General features: G+C 67.3%; 20 protein-coding genes. 3 read left to right on the top strand and 17 right to left on the bottom strand.

The annotated features are described in order from the left end of the window. The first annotated feature begins 157 nt into the window (after window positions 1-157). Window positions 158-1,318, top strand: coding sequence for a trypsin-like peptidase domain-containing protein (locus BM004_RS02760; RefSeq protein ID WP_093125322.1), 1,161 nt, complete (start codon window positions 158-160; stop codon window positions 1,316-1,318). Window positions 1,319-1,518: 200 nt separating this feature from the next. On the opposite strand, the gene tatC is transcribed toward BM004_RS02760, so the two are convergent. The 9 genes from tatC to BM004_RS02715 all read right to left on the bottom strand — a co-directional run bounded on the left by tatC (window position 1,519) and on the right by BM004_RS02715 (window position 6,445). After that, entirely contained in the window at window positions 1,519-2,328 is an 810-nt protein-coding gene (tatC, locus tag BM004_RS02755; protein ID WP_093125325.1) for a twin-arginine translocase subunit TatC, read from the bottom strand. Between the two features lie 66 nt (window positions 2,329-2,394). Continuing rightward, window positions 2,395-2,865: a Sec-independent protein translocase protein TatB gene (gene tatB / locus BM004_RS02750; protein ID WP_093125328.1), complete on the bottom strand. Its 471-nt coding sequence runs from the start codon at window positions 2,863-2,865 to the stop codon at window positions 2,395-2,397. Window positions 2,866-2,878: 13 nt separating this feature from the next. Then, complete coding sequence (tatA, locus tag BM004_RS02745; protein ID WP_093125331.1) at window positions 2,879-3,124, bottom strand: Sec-independent protein translocase subunit TatA; 246 nt, start codon at window positions 3,122-3,124, stop codon at window positions 2,879-2,881. A 65-nt stretch (window positions 3,125-3,189) separates the two neighbouring features. Beyond that, window positions 3,190-3,549, bottom strand: coding sequence for a histidine triad nucleotide-binding protein (locus BM004_RS02740; RefSeq protein ID WP_093125333.1), 360 nt, complete (start codon window positions 3,547-3,549; stop codon window positions 3,190-3,192). Next, the gene (locus tag BM004_RS02735; protein ID WP_093211139.1) at window positions 3,539-3,928 is read right to left on the bottom strand and encodes a DUF4870 family protein; all 390 of its coding nucleotides are present in this window, start codon (window positions 3,926-3,928) and stop codon (window positions 3,539-3,541) included. The genes BM004_RS02740 and BM004_RS02735 overlap by 11 nt, the downstream gene beginning before the upstream one ends. A gap of 13 nt (window positions 3,929-3,941) precedes the next feature. Further along, a complete protein-coding gene (locus tag BM004_RS02730; RefSeq protein WP_093211137.1) occupies window positions 3,942-4,355 on the bottom strand; it encodes a phosphoribosyl-ATP diphosphatase in 414 nt (137 codons plus the stop codon). Further along, window positions 4,352-4,741, bottom strand: coding sequence for a phosphoribosyl-AMP cyclohydrolase (gene hisI / locus BM004_RS02725; protein WP_013539725.1), 390 nt, complete (start codon window positions 4,739-4,741; stop codon window positions 4,352-4,354). Before hisI ends, BM004_RS02730 begins: the two co-directional genes overlap by 4 nt. A 65-nt stretch (window positions 4,742-4,806) precedes the next feature. Beyond that, window positions 4,807-5,592: an imidazole glycerol phosphate synthase subunit HisF gene (hisF, locus tag BM004_RS02720; RefSeq protein WP_093125344.1), complete on the bottom strand. Its 786-nt coding sequence runs from the start codon at window positions 5,590-5,592 to the stop codon at window positions 4,807-4,809. Between the two features lie 19 nt (window positions 5,593-5,611). Beyond that, window positions 5,612-6,445 (bottom strand): D-hexose-6-phosphate mutarotase, encoded by an 834-nt coding sequence (locus BM004_RS02715; protein WP_093211135.1) that lies wholly within the window; start codon window positions 6,443-6,445, stop codon window positions 5,612-5,614. A 167-nt stretch (window positions 6,446-6,612) separates the two neighbouring features. On the opposite strand from BM004_RS02715, the gene BM004_RS02710 reads away from it, so the two are divergent. Further along, window positions 6,613-7,920 (top strand): dicarboxylate/amino acid:cation symporter, encoded by a 1,308-nt coding sequence (locus BM004_RS02710; protein WP_093211133.1) that lies wholly within the window; start codon window positions 6,613-6,615, stop codon window positions 7,918-7,920. 11 nt (window positions 7,921-7,931) lie between these two features. Beyond that, window positions 7,932-8,837, top strand: a complete 906-nt coding sequence (locus BM004_RS02705) for an amino acid ABC transporter substrate-binding protein (RefSeq protein ID WP_093211975.1) — start codon at window positions 7,932-7,934, stop codon at window positions 8,835-8,837. A 16-nt stretch (window positions 8,838-8,853) separates the two neighbouring features. Here the strand turns inward: BM004_RS02705 and BM004_RS02700 are convergent, their stop codons facing one another. The 8 genes from BM004_RS02700 to hisD all read right to left on the bottom strand — a co-directional run bounded on the left by BM004_RS02700 (window position 8,854) and on the right by hisD (window position 15,788). Continuing rightward, the gene (locus BM004_RS02700) at window positions 8,854-10,023 is read right to left on the bottom strand and encodes an AAA family ATPase (protein ID WP_093125353.1); all 1,170 of its coding nucleotides are present in this window, start codon (window positions 10,021-10,023) and stop codon (window positions 8,854-8,856) included. 19 nt (window positions 10,024-10,042) lie between these two features. Continuing rightward, complete coding sequence (hisA, locus tag BM004_RS02695; protein ID WP_093125356.1) at window positions 10,043-10,783, bottom strand: 1-(5-phosphoribosyl)-5-[(5-phosphoribosylamino)methylideneamino]imidazole-4-carboxamide isomerase; 741 nt, start codon at window positions 10,781-10,783, stop codon at window positions 10,043-10,045. A 63-nt stretch (window positions 10,784-10,846) separates the two neighbouring features. Further along, the gene (gene hisH, locus BM004_RS02690; protein ID WP_093125359.1) at window positions 10,847-11,506 is read right to left on the bottom strand and encodes an imidazole glycerol phosphate synthase subunit HisH; all 660 of its coding nucleotides are present in this window, start codon (window positions 11,504-11,506) and stop codon (window positions 10,847-10,849) included. Window positions 11,507-11,525: 19 nt separating this feature from the next. Further along, the gene (gene hisB / locus BM004_RS02685; RefSeq protein ID WP_093125362.1) at window positions 11,526-12,143 is read right to left on the bottom strand and encodes an imidazoleglycerol-phosphate dehydratase HisB; all 618 of its coding nucleotides are present in this window, start codon (window positions 12,141-12,143) and stop codon (window positions 11,526-11,528) included. Next, complete coding sequence (gene hisC, locus BM004_RS02680) at window positions 12,140-13,231, bottom strand: histidinol-phosphate transaminase (RefSeq protein WP_093211131.1); 1,092 nt, start codon at window positions 13,229-13,231, stop codon at window positions 12,140-12,142. Before hisC ends, hisB begins: the two co-directional genes overlap by 4 nt. Continuing rightward, on the bottom strand, window positions 13,228-13,584 hold the full coding sequence (locus BM004_RS02675; protein ID WP_093211129.1) for a hypothetical protein: 357 nt from the start codon (window positions 13,582-13,584) through the stop codon (window positions 13,228-13,230). Before BM004_RS02675 ends, hisC begins: the two co-directional genes overlap by 4 nt. Next, on the bottom strand, window positions 13,581-14,429 hold the full coding sequence (locus BM004_RS02670; protein WP_093211127.1) for a hypothetical protein: 849 nt from the start codon (window positions 14,427-14,429) through the stop codon (window positions 13,581-13,583). The genes BM004_RS02675 and BM004_RS02670 overlap by 4 nt, the downstream gene beginning before the upstream one ends. A 36-nt stretch (window positions 14,430-14,465) precedes the next feature. Next, a complete protein-coding gene (hisD, locus tag BM004_RS02665; protein ID WP_093211125.1) occupies window positions 14,466-15,788 on the bottom strand; it encodes a histidinol dehydrogenase in 1,323 nt (440 codons plus the stop codon). Window positions 15,789-15,793: the final 5 nt, after the last annotated feature.

Below are 15,793 nucleotides of genomic sequence, written 5' to 3'. Positions count from 1 at the left end.
CTCGCTCCGCGATGCTAGGTGTTTACCCGGATTCACGCAGGCGGCATTGCTCAATCTCGACCTCGCGGCGCGGTTTCCGGCTCGTGCGGTTGAGGGACAATTGGCCACATTGCTGCGCCCCACGGCAGCGTTCCTCCGTCTTTTTCACCGATTTTTCATGAAACGCACCTGGCTGCTCTTTGCCCAAGCCGTGACTGTCCTGCTCGCGGCCTACTTCGTCGTTGCGACGCTCAAGCCCGAATGGCTCAACAGGCGCGCGACCTCGCTGGGCGGCGTGGTGTCGATCGTGGAAGCACCGGCCGGCGCCCCCGCCGCGGCGGCGCCCGGCAGCCTGAGCGTGCCGGCCAAGAAGGCCTCGCCGGCGGTGGTGAGCATCAACACCAGCAAGGCCGCGCAGCGCCACCCGCGCAGCAACGACCCGTGGTTCCGCTTCTTCTTCGGCGACCAGGACGACCAGCCCCAGGTGGGCCTGGGCAGCGGCGTGATCGTCAGCACCGATGGCTACATCCTCACCAACAACCACGTGGTCGAGGGCGCCGACGAGATCGAGGTGACGCTCAACGACAGCCGCCACGCGCGCGGCAAGGTGATCGGCACCGACCCCGACACCGACCTGGCCGTGCTGAAGATCGAGCTCGACAAGCTGCCCGTGATCGTGCTGGGCGACTCCGACGCGCTGCAGGTGGGCGACCAGGTGCTGGCCATCGGCAACCCCTTCGGCGTGGGCCAGACCGTGACCAGCGGCATCGTCTCGGCGCTGGGCCGCAACCAGCTCGGCATCAACAACTTCGAGAACTTCATCCAGACCGACGCGGCCATCAACCCCGGCAACTCGGGCGGCGCGCTGATCGACGTGAACGGCAACCTGCAGGGCATCAACACCGCCATCTACTCGCGATCGGGCGGCAGCATGGGCATCGGCTTCGCCATTCCGGTGTCGATGGCCAAGATCGTGCTCGAGGGGATCGTGAAGGAAGGCCAGGTGCGCCGCGGCTGGATCGGCGTGGAGCCGAACGAGCTGTCGCCTGAACTGGCCGAGACCTTCGGCGTGAAGGCGGACGCGGGCGTGATCATCACCGGCGTGCTGCAGAACGGCCCGGCCGCCAAGGCCGGCATCCGCCCGGGTGACGTGATCACCTCGGTGGGCGAGAAGAAGACCGACAGCGTGCAGGCGCTGCTGACCGCGGTGGCCGGCCTGAAGCCCGGCAGCACCGCGCGGTTCGCGCTGCAGCGCGGCAGCGACAAGATGGAACTGGATGTGATGCCGGGGCTGCGGCCGAAGAGCCCGGTGCGGCAGGTGCCGAACCAGCCGGAATAAAAGGCCTTCCCCGGGGTTGCGCACACATCGTGCGCTTCTTCCTGCTTCGCCACCCCTTTGCCCCGGGGAGCAGCACCCGAGGCCCGGCAAGGCCGGTGTCTCGGTGTTCAAGAACTCAGGGAATTCGGGGGAATTCGGGGGATTGGGCAGACCGAGGTTCGCCGATGGCGAGCCCCCGGGCCCCGCACCCCTTCGCAAGATCAGCTGGAAGCCGAGTCCGCGCTTTCTTCGTCTTCGGGCTTCTTGACCGAGCTGGCGAAGTACCTGGCACCGATGATGCCCACCTCGTACAGCAGGCACATGGGCACCGCCAGCGCCAGCTGCGAGACCACGTCGGGCGGCGTCAGCACGGCGGCCACGACGAACGCGACCACGATGAAGTAGCCGCGGAAGGACTTCAGCTTCTCGATGGTCACCATCTCGAAGCGCACCAGCAGCATCACCACGATCGGCACCTGGAAGGCCACGCCGAAGGCGATGTACAGCGACAGGATGGCCTCGACGTACGAGGAGATGTCGGGCGTCGCCTGCACCGCCGCCGGGGCGAAGCGCTGGATGAAGCTGAACATCTTGTCCAGCACGAACAGCTGCACGAAGGCGATGCCGGCATAGGCCAGCAGGCTGCCGAAGAAGATCAGCGGCAGCGCGAACTTCTTTTCATGGCTGTAGAGGCCGGGAGCCACGAACATCCACGCCTGGTACATGAGCCAGGGCAGCGCCAGCAGCACGGCCGCCATCATCAGCACCTTGAGCGGCACGAAGAACGGCGAGAACACGCCGATGGCGATGAGCTTGGCGTCGTGCGGCATGTGCGCCTTGATCGGCATCGCGATGATGTCGATCAGCCCGCCGGGGCCGGGCCAGATCGCCAGCAGGATGCCCGCGATCACCAGGCCATACACGCAATAGAGCAGGCGGTCGCGAAGCTCGACCAGGTGAGCCACGAACGGCTGTTCGGTGCCCGCCAGCTCGTCTTCTTTGTCGTTGTTCTTGTTGTCGGAATCGGCCATTGGAAAAGAAGAAAGCGTGACGTCGGCCGGCGTGCGGCGCTCGGGGAACGCGGTGGTGGGGGTGCGCTAGGTGATCTTGTTGATCGTGTGCGGGCGGAAACGCGCGACGCGCGCCGCACCCGACAGCGCCTTGGTGCGCACGCCGTTTCGCGACTTGTACCACTGCGGCGTGGCGCCCTGCTTCAGCCGCCAGTTCTTGCGCGGATGCTTGTATTCGGGCGGCGGTGGCGGCTCGGGCTCGGCCAGCGCCGACAGCGTTTCGCCCGAACCGCTGAACTGCTTCTCGAAGTCGCTCGCCCCGGTGTGGATGCTGTGCTCGACGTCGCGGGCCGCATCCTCCACCGTGGTCTTCATCTTGCGGAGCTCGTCGAGCTCCATCGATCGGTTGACTTCGGCCTTGACGTCGTTCACGTACCGCTGCGCCTTGCCGAGCAAGGTGCCCACGGTGCGCGCCACGCGCGGCAGCTTCTCCGGGCCGATGACGATCAGCGCCACGACGCCGATCAGCGCCAGCTTCTCAATGCCGAGGTCGAGCACGTGCGGTCTGCGCTCAGGACTTCTGACGCGCTTCGACGTCGATCGTCGACTTGTCGCTGTTGGCCGGCTGGCCGGTCACCTGCTGGGCGGGTGCCGAAGTGCCGGCCGGCGCGTCGGCGCTGCCGTCCTTCATGCCGTCCTTGAAGCCCTTGACGGCGCCGCCAAGGTCCGAACCCATGTTACGCAGCTTCTTGGTGCCGAAGATCATGACCACGACGAGCAGCACGATCAGCCAGTGCCAGATGGAAAAAGAACCCATGGAGAACTCCTAAGAATGTGTCCGATTTTAGTCGGGTGGAATGTGACAGTTTGGCTTAACGCCGCTCAGCCGCGAAGCCAGGGCCGGGGACCGCCCATGACATGGACATGGAGATGATGAACCTCCTGCCCACCCTCGTTGCCCGTGTTGACGACGACCCGGAAGCCGCCCTCCGGATAGGGCCTGCAGCCCTGCTCCAGCGCCAGCTTGGGAGCCAGCGTCATGATCTTGCCCATGAGCGCCGCATCGTCCGGCGTGAGTTGCGCCATCGAGGCGATGTGCTTCTTGGGCACCATCATGAAATGCACCGGCGCCCAGGGCGCGATGTCGTGAAAAGCAAACAGGTCCTCGTCCTCGTAGACCTTGCGGGAGGGGATCTTGCCCTCGATGATCTTGCAGAAGACGCAGTTCGGGTCAGATGACATCTTTGGGTTCCATGGGGCGGCCGTCGTTCATGCGGATCATGCCTTTCACGATCCGGTACAGGAACCACAGCGAGATCAGGCTCCAGGCAATCCAGCCCGGGACGTAGAACACGAGAAACAGCCAGATCGTCAGGATGTACAGCAGCCCCGCCCACAGCACCGAGCGGATGCGCCAGCTGAAATGCGAGGCCTGCCAGGTGCCGGCCGCGTCGTCGCGCTTGACGAAGTCGATCACCAGCGCGACCAGCAGGATGACGATGGAGGCCTGCGCCCCCGGCACGACGGCGCCGATGGCCACGATGAGGTGCAGGATGTAGCTGACCCAGCCCCAGGTCTTGAGGGAGTCGTCGGGTTTCGCGTTCACGATGTCGTTGGCCATGGTCGGTGTCCTTTCAATCGTTGGATGCGCCAGCCTCTCCAGCTTCCCGGGCCCGCACCTTGCGCAGGGCCTTTTCCTCGATGCCGCTGGTGCCTTCGCGGCGCTCGAGCTCCGCGGTGACGTCGGCGGGCGAGAAACCGTAGTGCGCCAGCGCCACCATGGTGTGGAACCACAGGTCGGCCACTTCGTTCACTATTTTCGAGCGGTCGCCGCCGTGATCGGCGTCCTTGGCGGCCATCACGACCTCGGTGGCTTCCTCGCCGATCTTCTTGAGGAAGGCATCGGGGCCCTTGTGCAGCAGGCGCGCGACGTAGCTCTTCTCGGGGTCGCCGCCCTGCGCGGGCAGGCGGCTTTCGATGACCGCGGCCAGGCGAGCGAGGGCGTCGGAGGTGTTGTCGGTGTTGTCAGCGTTCACGGTGGCCGTCATTTGTAGATGGATTCCGGGTCTTTCAAGACCGGTTCGACCACGGTCCACTGGCCCTTTTCGTACTTGCTGAAGAAGCAGCTGTGTCGACCGGTGTGGCAGGCGATGCCCGGCTCGTGGCCGAGCTGGGTGACCTTGAGCAGCACCACGTCGTTGTCGCAATCGAGGCGGATCTCGTGCACGGTCTGCACGTGGCCCGACTCCTCGCCCTTGAACCAGAGCTTGTTGCGCGAGCGGCTGAAATACACCGCGCGGCCGAGCTCGGCGGTCTTCTCGAGCGCCTCGCGGTTCATCCAGGCGAACATCAGCACGTCGTTGCTGCCCTGCTCCTGCGCGATGACCGGCACCAGGCCGTTCGCGTCCCACTTCACTTCATCGAGCCAATTCATGGCGCTATTGTCAGGGATGGCAAAAGACCCTTGAGAGGCGTTCGAGCCGCGCCCTGCGGGGCCGCTCACTGGTCGATGCGCACCGGGATGCCCCGGGCCGCCATACGGGCCTTGGCCTCGCCGACCGTGTGCTCGCCGTAGTGGAAGATGCTGGCCGCCAGCACCGCGTCGGCGCCGCCGGTCTGGATGCCGTCGGCCAGGTCGTCCAGGCTGCCGACGCCGCCCGAGGCGATCACCGGCACGTTGACGGCGTTGCTCACCGCGCGGGTCAGCTCCAGGTCGAAGCCGCTCTTGGTGCCGTCGCGGTCCATGCTGGTCAGCAGGATCTCGCCGGCGCCGCGGCGCGCCATCTCGGTGGCCCACTCGACCACGTCCAGGCCGGTGTTCTTGCGCCCGCCATGGCTGTACACGTCCCAGCCCGCGCCGCGCGTGGCGGCCTCTTCGGGGCTGCGGCGCTTGGCGTCGATGGCGACCACGATGCACTGCGAGCCGTACTTCTGCGCGGCGTCGCTGATCACCTGGGGGTCGGCGATGGCGGCCGAGTTGAAGCTGGTCTTGTCGGCGCCCGCGTTGAGCAGCCGGCGCACGTCGGCCACGGTGCGCACGCCGCCGCCCACGGTCAGCGGAATGAAGACCTGCGAGGCCACGGCCTCGATGATCGGCAGGATCAGGTCGCGGCCGTCGCTGGTGGCGGTGATGTCCAGGAAGGTCAGCTCGTCGGCGCCCTGCGCGTTGTAGCGCGCGGCGATCTCGACCGGATCGCCGGCGTCGCGCAGTTCGACGAAGTTGACGCCCTTGACGACACGGCCGCCGGTGACGTCGAGGCAGGGAATGATGCGTTTGGCAAGCATGGGATGAACGGGTAAGGAATCAGAGGACGCGGAGCTGTTGCCAGCCCTGCCATTGGGCGCCGGGGGCGAGCAGCACGGGTTCGTCGATGCGGGCGGCTTCGACGCACAGCATGTGCCGAAAGCCGTCCGCGGGCATGTCGGCGAGTTTCGCACCGAGCACCGCGCCGGGGTTCCAGACCACGGTTTCGCTGCAGCTCGCGCTTTGCGAGATCTCCAGCGCGCCGGCGGGCTGCACCAGGCGCAGCGGTTGCGCGGGGGCGGCGTAGACACTGTCGAACTCTGCATCGAAATGCAACGCGGCCGCGGTTTCCACATGGCGGTCGTCGCGCAGCGAATCCCAGCGGTTGGCACCCTGCAGGCCCTCCAGGCGGGTATCGGCGATGTCGTCCACGCGCAGGTAGGTGTGCAGCGCGGCGGCGAAGGTCCAGGGCGCGCGGTCGATGTTGGTGAGCGTGAGCGAGGTGCGCAGCTGGCCGGCCGACAGGGTGGCCTCCAGCCGTGCCTCGAAAGCGTGCGGCCACAGCGCACGGGTGGCGTCGGTGTCGCGCAAGCTCAGCCGAAGTGACTCGGGTGTGTCGGAAGCCTCGTGCTTCCAAGGCAAATTGCGCATGAATCCATGCTTGGGCAACATGCCGCGCTGGTTGAATTGGGGGCAGCAGATGGGCACGCCGCCGCGGATGGCGGCTTGCCCGTCGAACACCGCCGAAGGGCTCAGGTAAAGCCTCTCCACCCCGTCGGCCGCCGTCCAGGACAGCACTTGCGCACCGTGCAATGCCACCGTGAGGGTGCTTCCATCGGCGCCTGTGGCACGCAATGCGGGCTGGCCGCGAAACTCGATCGGGGTGATTTCCATGGCGCGAATTGTAGGCAGCGCCCGCGCGGTGGCACGGAATTGGCATCCGGGGCCATTGCGTGCCCGGGGCCTTCTTGGATACCCTGTGACCGCTTGCGGTGAAGACAGCATGCAAGTCGGTCCCGTGCACTCCAAAAATCACTCCACACAGACAAAAGGGGATACGCATGAAGAAAAAGCTGCCGATGGCCGCCTGGATCCTGATCGCGATGGTGCTGGGCATCATCGTGGGCTACATGATCTTCACGAGCTTTCCGGACAAGAAGGCCGCCAAGGAGATCGCGGACTACGTCTCCATCGTCTCGGACGTGTTCCTGCGCCTGATCAAGATGCTGATCGGCCCGCTGGTGTTCTCCACGCTGGTGGTGGGCATCGCGCACATGGGCGACGCCAAGTCGGTCGGGCGCGTGTTCGGCAAGGCCATCGGCTGGTTCCTGACGGCCTCGCTGGTCTCGCTGGTCATCGGCCTGATCATGGCCAACCTGCTCAAGCCCGGCGACAACCTGGGCCTGCCGCTGCCCGACATCGGCGCCTCGGCCAACCTGGCCACTTCCAAGTTCACGCTGAAGGACTTCGTGAGCCACACGGTGCCCAAGTCGTTCGTGGAGGCCATGGCCAACAACGAGATCCTGCAGATCGTGGTGTTCTCGATGTTCTTCGGCGTGGCGCTGGCCTCGCTGGGCGACAAGGCCAAGACGCTGGTGGCGGCCATCGAGGAACTGTCGCACGCCATGCTGAAGATCACGGGCTACGTCATGAAGCTCGCGCCGCTCGCGGTGCTGGCCGCCATGGCCGCCACGGTGGCCGTCAACGGGCTGAGCATCCTGCTGAAGTTCGCGGTGTTCATGGGCGACTTCTACCTGGGCCTGCTCGTGCTGTGGAGCGTGCTGGTGCTGGCGGGCTTCCTGTTCCTCGGGCCGCGCGTGTTCAAGCTGCTGGTGCTCATCAAGGAGGCCTTCCTGCTGTCCTTTGCCACCGCCAGTTCGGAAGCCGCGTATCCGAAGATCCTGCAGGCGCTCGACCGTTTCGGCGTGAAGCGCAAGATCTCCAGCTTCGTGATGCCGATGGGCTACTCGTTCAACCTGGACGGCTCGATGATGTACTGCACCTTCGCCGTGCTGTTCATCGCGCAGGCCTACAACATCCACATGCCCATCAGCACGCAGGTCACGATGCTGCTGATCCTCATGCTCACCTCCAAGGGCATGGCCGGCGTGCCGCGCGCCTCGCTGGTGGTGATTGCCGCCACGCTGAACCACTTCGACATTCCCGAGGCCGGCCTGCTGCTGATCCTGGGCGTGGACACTTTCCTCGACATGGGCCGCTCGGCCACCAACGCGGTGGGCAACTCCATTGCCACCGCGGTGGTCGCCAAGTGGGAAGGCGAGCTGCTCTCCGAGAGCGACGCCGAGACCAATGCCCGGGCGATCGACGAGGAAGCCAACGCCACCCTCGCCCACCCGGCGCACGCGTGAACGGCAACGCCATGAAGCGCATCGGCACGCTGCCATCCGCTTTTGCGGCACTGCTGGCGGCCTTCGCCTGCGTATTGGCGGTTCCCGCGCAGGCGCAGGAACTCACCGGCACGCTGGCCAAGGCGCGCCAAACGGGCGCCATCACCATCGGCTACCGCGAGTCGTCGGTGCCGTTCTCGTACCTCAATGCGCGCAAGGAACCGATCGGCTATTCGATCGAACTCTGCCGCTCGCTGGTGAGCTCCATCGAGGACGCGGTGAACAGGAGCCTCACCATCAAGTGGGTGCCCGTGACCTCCGACTCGCGCATCGACGCGGTCGCCAGCGGCAAGGTCGACCTGGAGTGCGGCTCCACCACCAACAACCTCGAGCGCCAGAAGCGCGTGGCCTTCTCGCCGACCATGTTCGTCTCGGGCACCAAGGTGCTGGTGAAGAAGGGCTCGCCGATCAAGTCGTTCCGCGACCTGGCCGGCAAGAAGGTGGCGGTGACGGCCGGCACCACCAACGAGAAGACGCTGCGCGAGCTGTCGGAGAAGTTCAAGCTCGGCATCAACCTGGTGGTGACGCCCGACCATGCGGAGTCTTTCGGGTTGGTGAAGAGCGGCCAGGCCGACGCCTTCGCCACCGACGACGTGCTGCTCTACGGCCTGATCGCGCAGGATGCCGCCAAGGCGAACTACGAGGTGGTCGGCGACTTCCTCTCCTACGACCCCTACGGGATCATGTACCGCAAGGGCGACGCGCAGCTCAACAAGGTGGTCGTCGACGCCTTCCAGGTGCTGGCGGAAGACGGCGAGATCGAGCGCCAGTACAAGCGCTGGTTCCTGCGCAAGCTGCCCACGGGGGAAAGCATCAACCTGCCGATGAGCGCGCAGCTGGATACGATCATCCAGACGATGTCGGTGAAGGCGGAATAAGGGCCCTCGCGCTCGCCTACCGCGCCGGCCACTCCCAGCGCGGAATCTCGCTCATGTCGAGGTTGGCGATGCGGGTTTCGCCGAACTGCTTCTCCAGCACCACCGGCTGCAGGCTGTCGCTGTCCTCCAGCGCGGCGATCAGCCTGGCGGCATGAGACACCACGATCACCTGCGACTCCCGTGCCGCCTGCGCGATCAGGCGGCCCAGCGCGGGCAGCAGGTCGGGGTGCAGGCTGGTCTCGGGTTCATTGAGCACCAGCAGCGCGGGCGGACGGGGCGTCAGCAGCGCCGCGATCCACAACAGGTACCGCAGGGTGCCGTCGGACAGTTCGGCGGCCGTCAGGGGCCGCAGCAGGCCGTGCTGGTGCATCAGCGTCTCGAAGCGGTCGCCGCTCACCTGCACTTCGACGCTGGCGCCCGGAAAGGCGTCGTCCACGGCGCGGTCGAGCGCCTCGCCGTCGCCGATCTCGCGGATGGTCTGCAGCGCGGCGGCCAGGTCGGCGCCGTCGTTGGCGAGCACCGGCGTGTAGGTGCCCAGCTGCGGCTGCCGCGCGGGCGCCTCGGCGTCGGAGCGGAAATGGTCGTAGAAGCGCCAGGAGCGCATCTGCTCGCGCAGCGTGAGCATCTCGGGCGCGTCGCGCGGATCGGCGTGCTCGGTCATCATGCTGGCGAAGGCCGGAACCGGCCGGCCGACGGCCTGCCAGCCCTTGCCGTCGCGCAGGCGCAGCGCGGCGCCCTTGCGGTCGACCAGCTGCGTCGAAGGGCGCAGCAGCGGACCGCTCCAGATGGCCTCGTGCTTGATCTGCGGGTCGTTCGAAAAGACCGACGAACTCGGCAGCGGCAGGCCGATGTCGATGGCATAGCCGAAGTCTTCGGCCTCGACCCCGGCGAACCCCAGCTTGAGCGCGACCGGCTCGCTGCGCGATGTGCCCTGCACCGGCACCTCGCCACGCAGCATGGCCGCCGAGAAGCGTTCGGGCCCGGCCCACAGAGTCGATGAAAGCCCGCCTTCGCGCACCAGCGAGCGGATCACCCCGCCGTTGGCAATGTCGGCCAACAGCCGCATCGCCCGGTACACGCTCGACTTGCCGCTGCCGTTGGCGCCGGTCACGACCGTGAGCCGGCCCAGCGGCACCGTCAGCTGGCGCAGCGAGCGGTAATTGGCAATGGCGAGCGCGGAAAGCACGCGCTACGCAATGAAGGCGTCAGGCGCCCAGTTCGTCCGCGCGGGCTTGCGCGGCGGCGAAATCGAGGTCGCCCGAGTAGATGGCGCGACCGCAGATCACGCCCTCGACGCCGTCGGACTCGACCGCGCAGAGCTTGTCGATGTCCATCATGTTCGACAGCCCGCCCGAGGCGATCACCGGAATGGTCAGCGCCTGCGCCAGCTTGACGGTGGCCTCGATGTTGATGCCCGAGAGCATGCCGTCGCGGCCGATGTCGGTGTAGATGATCGACTCGACGCCGTAGTCCTCGAACTTCTTGCCCAGGTCGGCCACTTCGTGGCCCGTGAGCTTGCTCCAGCCGTCGGTGGCGACCTTGCCGTCCTTGGCGTCCAGGCCCACGATGATGTGGCCGCCGAAGGCGCTGCAGGCGTCCTTCAGGAAGCCCGGGTTCTTGACCGCGGCGGTGCCGATGATCACGTAGCGCAGGCCGTCGTCGATGTAGCGCTCGATGGTGTCGAGGTCGCGGATGCCGCCGCCGAGCTGCACCGGGATGTCGTCGCCGACTTCCTTCAGGATCGCCTTGATCGCGGCGTGGTTCTGCGGCTTGCCCGCGAAGGCGCCGTTCAGGTCGACCAGGTGCAGCCGGCGCGCGCCGGCCGTGACCCACTTGCGGGCCATGGCAGCGGGGTCTTCGCTGAAGATGGTGGACTGGTCCATGTCGCCCTGCTTGAGGCGAACGCAGTGGCCGTCTTTGAGATCAATGGCGGGAATGAGGAGCATGGAAGTGACGCGAGTGTGCAAATGCCGGGCTGTGGAAGGTTCGGCCCGGTCGGAAAAATAGGTTCAGGGATTCCAGTGGAGGAAATTGCGATAAAGCTGCAACCCATGGTCCGCACTCTTCTCGGGGTGGAACTGGGTGGCAAAAATGTTATCGCGTGCGATGGCTGCGGTAAAGCTCGCGCCGTATTCCGCCTCGCCCACACTGTGCCTGGGGTCGACCGGGCGGGCGTAGAAGCTGTGCACGAAATAGAAATAGCTCTGGTCGGGCACGCCGGCCCACACCGGGTGCGGCTGGGCCTGGCGCACCTGGTTCCAGCCCATCTGAGGCACCTTGAAGCGGCTGCCGTCGGGCTGCAGCCGGCCGGCCAGGTCGAACTTGACGACTTCGCCGGGAATCAGGCCCAGGCCGTCGGTCGGGCCCTCGTCGCTGCGCGACAGCATCATCTGCATGCCCACGCACACGCCGAACAGCGGCTTGCTGGCCGCCGCCTCGAGCACCGACTCCTGCAGGCCGGAGTCGCGCAGCTCGCGCATGCAGTCGGGCATGGCGCCCTGCCCCGGCAGCACCACGCGGGTGGCCTTGCGGACCACGTCGGGGTCGGAGGTGACGAACACCTCCACGCCCACCTGGTCGGCCGCGTGGCGCACGGCCTGCGACACGGAGTGCAGGTTGCCCATGCCGTAGTCGACGACCGCGACGGTATTTGCTGCTACAGATTTCATAGCTGTTCGCCGGCGCGTTTCAGAGCGAACCCTTGGTCGATGGAATCACCCCGACGGAGCGGGGATCGAGCTCGAGCGCACCGCGCATGGCGCGCGCGAAGGCCTTGAACACCGTCTCGCACTGGTGGTGCGCGTTGATGCCCTTGAGGTTGTCGATGTGCAGCGTGACGAAGGCGTGGTTCACGAAGCCCTGGAAGAACTCGTAGGTGAGCTGGCTGTCGAAGGTGCCGATCATCCCGCTGGTGAAGGGCACGTGCATCACCAGGCCCGGGCGGCCCGAGAAGTCGATGACCACGCGGCTGAGTGCTTCGTCCAGCGGCACGTAGGCATGGCCGTAGCGGCGGATGCCCTTCTTGTCGCCGATGGCCTTGGCCACGGCCTGGCCGAGCGTGATGCCCACGTCTTCCACCGTGTGGTGGCCGTCGATGTGCAGGTCGCCCTGGCAGTCGATGTCGAGGTCGATCAGCCCGTGGCGGGCGATCTGGTCGAGCATGTGGTCGAAGAAACCGATACCGGTCGACAGCCTGGCCTTGCCGGTGCCGTCGAGGTTGACGCTGACGGTGATCCTGGTTTCCGCGGTGTTGCGGGTGACGGACGCGATGCGGTCGCCGCTGTCCTGGGGGGTGGGGGTGGTCATAGTGAGGCTTCGAGTGCCGCGAGCATCCGCGCATTCTCGTCGGCCGTTCCGACGGTGAGGCGCAGGCAGTTGGCGAGCAGTTCGTGCATTTTAGAAACGTTCTTCACCAGGACCCCGCGCGTCTTCATGCCCTCGAAGGTCTTGGTGGCATCGGGCACGCGCAGCAGGATCATGTTGGCGTCGCTGGGCCAGGTCTTCACGCCGGGCAGGCGGCCGAGCCCCGTCATCAGGCGCTCGCGCTCCTCGCGGATCTGCCGGGCCTGCGCCTCGAACACTTCGGTGTGCTCCAGCGCGAACAGCGCGCACTCGCAGTTGAGCACGCTGATGTTGTAGGGCGGGCGCACCTTGTCGATCTCGGCGACCAGCGCGGCCGGGCCCATCAGGTAGCCCAGGCGGATGCCGGCCAGGCCGAATTTGCTGAGCGTGCGCATCAGCAGCACGTGGTCGTGCTTCGCCAGGCGGTCGATGTAGCTGCGCGCGGCAAAGGGCTGGTAGGCCTCGTCCATCACCACCAGGCCGCCCTGCGCGCCCTGGGCCTGCACGATCTTCTCGATCACGGCGTCGTCCCAGAGGTTGGCGGTCGGGTTGTTCGGGTACGCAAGGTAGACGATGGCGGGCTTCTCGCGCGCGATGGCGGCCAGCATGGCGGCCTCGTCCAGCTCGAAGTCGGTCGTGAGCGGCACGCCCACGAAGCGCAGGCCCTGCAGCTGCGCGCTCATGGCGTACATCACGAAGCCGGGCAGCGGCGCCAGCACGGTGGCGCCGGGCTGGTCGCAGGCGATGTCGAGCAGCGAAATCAGCTCGTCCGAGCCGTTGCCCAGCATCAGCGCGAAGCCTTCGGGCATCTGCGCGTGCGCGGCCAGCGCGCGCTGCAGCTCGGCGCCGCGCTCGCCCGGGTAGCGGTTGAGCGCCAGCGCGCCCAGCCGCGCGCCCAGCTCGGCCTGCAGCGCGGGCGGCAGGCCGAAGGGGTTCTCCATGGCGTCGAGCTTGATGAAGCCGCTGGCGTCCTGCACCGCGTAGGCATGCATGGCCCGCACGTCGTTGCGGATGCGGTCGATCGGAAGGCGGACGGATTCAGGAGCGGTCATCGGGTGCAGCGGTAGCTGTTTTTCAGGGCGCCGGACATGACCAGTTGCACGGGCATGTCGGCTTCGTAGCTGTCGGCGTTGCGGGTCAGCTCGGTCTGGTAGAGCGAGCGCGCCATGGCGGGCTCGAGGCGGCGGCCCTCGACGCAGAACGCGGGCTTGCGCCCGTCGCGCTGCGACGACTCGACGCCTTCGCGAAGGCCTTCGAGCACCCCCACCAGGTAGTAGCTGGCGTAGGCCTTGCCGTCTTTTTCGGTGGCCTCGAGCGTGCGCAGTTCGCGGATGCTCATGGCCTGCGCGCCGGCGGCCGCCGCCAGGGCGAGCAGCAGGAAGGCGGCGCGCTTGCGGGTCGTCATTTTCGGTAGCGGGGCGCCGGCGCGTAGGCGCCGTCGGCCGGGAAGGCGCTGGGCTGCGCGCCCGCGGGATCGCGGCGGGCGCGGCGCGGGGCGTCGCGCTCTTCGAGCTCGAACAGCGCGGCGCCGATCACGCCGATGTTGCGCACGTCGCCGGCCTCGGTGTTCGCCGCGTAGGCACGGCCCGGCGCGGCGAAGCGGAAGGCCGCGACCTCGTTCTGGCTCTTGCGGAAGCCCTCGATGGTCAGCGACTGCAGCGGGCGCAGCACGTAGCCGCCGTTGCGCATGCTGCCGGGCTTGCCGTTGAGCACGTCGAGGCCGTCGACCGTGGCGATCACCTCGTAGCTGCGCTCGCTGAGGTTGCGAAAACGCAGCGTGTAGCGCGAGCCCTGAACGCCGGCCAGGCGGAACATGTCGTCATCACCGCCACTGCCGCCAGCACCACGGCGCGCGCGTTGCAGCGGCAGCGGGCGCCCTTCCTCATCGAGCACCGACCATTCGATGTCGCCGTCGGCCAGCATCAGGCCCAGGCGGCGCTCCGGATTGCCGCCGACCGCGCGGCGCACGGCGGAGGCCTCGTTGTAGCCGAGCGAGGCCATGTCGTCGGGCTGGGCGGACAGGCGCTTGGTGACGACGGTGTGGGTCTTCGACTCGAGGCCCTCGCCCCATTGCGTGCCGAGCTGCGGCGCGGGTGCGGCCGGGGCCGGCGCGGCGCTGGAGGTGACGCCGACGGCGGAAAAGTCGCGCGGCGCCTGCGGCATCTGGCTGCAGGCGGCCAGCAATGCGGCGCCCGCAACGAGTCCTGCGGCGAATCGGAAAAGACGCGAACGGTACAGACGGTCAATCATCTTGCTTGCTCCTCCCTGGAGACTTGTAATGGAAGCTCAGATCTTACGCAGCCGCATCCGGGCGGCCTCGGCGTGCGCCTGCAGGCCCTCGCCCTCGGCCAGCGTCACGGCGATCGGGCCCAGCACCTGGGCGCCGGCCTCGCTGACCTCGATGAGGCTCGAGCGTTTCTGGAAGTCGTACACGCCCAGCGGGCTCGAAAAGCGCGCCGTGCCGCTGGTGGGCAGCACGTGGTTCGGACCGGCGCAGTAGTCGCCCAGGCTCTCGCTGGTGAAGGCGCCCAGGAAGATCGCGCCGGCGTGGCGCAGCAGCGGCTCCCAGCGATCGGGTTCGCTGCTGCTGACTTCCAGGTGTTCGGGGGCGATGCGGTTGCTGATGTCGCAGGCCTCTTCCATGCTCTTCGTGTGGATCAGCGCGCCGCGGCCGTTGAGCGAGGCGGCGATGATTTCCGCGCGCGGCATGGTGGGCAGCAGGCGGTCGATCTCGGCCTGCACGCGGTCGATGTAGGCCGCGTCGGGGCACAGCAGGATGCTCTGGGCCAGCTCGTCGTGCTCGGCCTGGCTGAACAGGTCCATCGCCACCCATTCGGGCGGCGTGCTGCCGTCGGCCAGCACCAGGATTTCGCTCGGGCCCGCGATCATGTCGATGCCCACGGTGCCGAACACGCGGCGCTTGGCGGCGGCCACGTAGGCGTTGCCGGGGCCGGTGATCTTGTCCACTGCCGGCACGGTGGCGGTACCGTAGGCCAGCGCCGCCACGGCCTGGGCGCCGCCGATGGTGAAGCCGCGCGTCACGCCGGCCACGTAGGCGGCGGCCAGCACCAGCTGGTTCTTCTCGCCCTTCGGCGTGGGCACGACCATGATGATTTCGCCCACGCCCGCCACGTGCGCGGGAATGGCGTTCATCAGCACGCTCGACGGGTACGCGGCCTTGCCGCCCGGCACGTAGATGCCGACACGGTCCAGCGGCGTGACTTTCTGGCCCAGCAGCGTGCCGTCGGCGTCGCGGTAGCTCCAGCTCTCGCCGCTGGCCTTCTTCTGGGCCTCGTGGTAGCTGCGAACACGGCGCGCGGCGGATTCCAGCGCGTCGCGCTGGACGGCCGGCAGCGCCTCGAATGCGGCCTTGAGCTCGGCCTGCGTCAGCTCCAGTTCGGGCAGCGTCTTCGCGCCGAGCTTGTCGAAGCGGTTGGTGTATTCCAGCACCGCGTCGTCGCCGCGCTTCTGCACGTCCGCCAGGATGTCGGCCACCACCTTCTCGATGGCCGCGTCGTCGTCCGCGGACCAATGCAGCCGCGCCTTGAATTCAGCGTCGAAGCTGGCTGAAGTCGTGGACAGTCGGGCGGGGGCTGCTTTCAGAATCATGGGCG

This window comes from Variovorax sp. OK212 (assembly GCF_900112425.1).
GTDB lineage: Bacteria > Pseudomonadota > Gammaproteobacteria > Burkholderiales > Burkholderiaceae_C > Variovorax.
This window is presented reverse-complemented; position numbering and strand designations above follow the sequence as displayed.

What these genes read in the sequence shown, in the direction of transcription:
- BM004_RS02710 (WP_093211133.1), top strand. Translation starts at nt 6,613, where the DNA reads ATGAAGAAAAAGCTGCCGATGGCCGCCTGGATCCTGATCGCGATGGTG.
- hisC (WP_093211131.1), bottom strand. Translation starts at nt 13,231, where the DNA reads ATGACCGCTCCTGAATCCGTCCGCCTTCCGATCGACCGCATCCGCAAC.
- BM004_RS02760 (WP_093125322.1), top strand. Translation starts at nt 158, where the DNA reads ATGAAACGCACCTGGCTGCTCTTTGCCCAAGCCGTGACTGTCCTGCTC.
- hisB (WP_093125362.1), bottom strand. Translation starts at nt 12,143, where the DNA reads ATGACCACCCCCACCCCCCAGGACAGCGGCGACCGCATCGCGTCCGTC.
- hisI (WP_013539725.1), bottom strand. Translation starts at nt 4,741, where the DNA reads ATGAATTGGCTCGATGAAGTGAAGTGGGACGCGAACGGCCTGGTGCCG.
- BM004_RS02730 (WP_093211137.1), bottom strand. Translation starts at nt 4,355, where the DNA reads ATGACGGCCACCGTGAACGCTGACAACACCGACAACACCTCCGACGCC.
- BM004_RS02705 (WP_093211975.1), top strand. Translation starts at nt 7,932, where the DNA reads ATGAAGCGCATCGGCACGCTGCCATCCGCTTTTGCGGCACTGCTGGCG.
- hisH (WP_093125359.1), bottom strand. Translation starts at nt 11,506, where the DNA reads ATGAAATCTGTAGCAGCAAATACCGTCGCGGTCGTCGACTACGGCATG.
- tatC (WP_093125325.1), bottom strand. Translation starts at nt 2,328, where the DNA reads ATGGCCGATTCCGACAACAAGAACAACGACAAAGAAGACGAGCTGGCG.
- hisD (WP_093211125.1), bottom strand. Translation starts at nt 15,788, where the DNA reads ATGATTCTGAAAGCAGCCCCCGCCCGACTGTCCACGACTTCAGCCAGC.
- BM004_RS02670 (WP_093211127.1), bottom strand. Translation starts at nt 14,429, where the DNA reads ATGATTGACCGTCTGTACCGTTCGCGTCTTTTCCGATTCGCCGCAGGA.
- BM004_RS02675 (WP_093211129.1), bottom strand. Translation starts at nt 13,584, where the DNA reads ATGACGACCCGCAAGCGCGCCGCCTTCCTGCTGCTCGCCCTGGCGGCG.
- BM004_RS02735 (WP_093211139.1), bottom strand. Translation starts at nt 3,928, where the DNA reads ATGGCCAACGACATCGTGAACGCGAAACCCGACGACTCCCTCAAGACC.
- BM004_RS02715 (WP_093211135.1), bottom strand. Translation starts at nt 6,445, where the DNA reads ATGGAAATCACCCCGATCGAGTTTCGCGGCCAGCCCGCATTGCGTGCC.
- hisF (WP_093125344.1), bottom strand. Translation starts at nt 5,592, where the DNA reads ATGCTTGCCAAACGCATCATTCCCTGCCTCGACGTCACCGGCGGCCGT.
- hisA (WP_093125356.1), bottom strand. Translation starts at nt 10,783, where the DNA reads ATGCTCCTCATTCCCGCCATTGATCTCAAAGACGGCCACTGCGTTCGC.
- tatA (WP_093125331.1), bottom strand. Translation starts at nt 3,124, where the DNA reads ATGGGTTCTTTTTCCATCTGGCACTGGCTGATCGTGCTGCTCGTCGTG.
- BM004_RS02740 (WP_093125333.1), bottom strand. Translation starts at nt 3,549, where the DNA reads ATGTCATCTGACCCGAACTGCGTCTTCTGCAAGATCATCGAGGGCAAG.